Raw genomic sequence first — 292 nt, 5'->3', positions numbered from 1 at the left:
CTCCATCAAGAAAACTTACAAATCCTATCTTATCATTTAAAGAAAGACGTAATTCTGCCGAGCCCTCAACAAGCGCCCGCCCACCAACAACAGCATTATTTTCTGTTTTGATACCAATATTGCGATACGCATAACCGCGAACAGATCCACCACCACCAGCAAAAAAAAGCGTATCAGAAGGTAAATGTGCTGTATCGCTCCCAATAATTGTACCAAATTTTGCTCGCGCTGCAAAAACAAAATGATCCTTTTCATCCAGCGCCCAATAAGAACGACCTTCTACAGCCATTTT

General features: G+C 41.8%; 1 protein-coding gene. It reads right to left on the bottom strand.

Annotation, left to right across the window (positions count from 1 at the left end):
- On the bottom strand, positions 1-292 hold a 292-nt coding region (locus tag ACFIK8_RS12270; RefSeq protein WP_375669588.1), incomplete at both ends, for a BamA/TamA family outer membrane protein.

The organism is Bartonella sp. MR168JLCBS (genome assembly GCF_042194175.1).
Note: the sequence above shows the minus strand (reverse complement) of the source record. Positions and strands in the feature narration are given on the sequence as shown.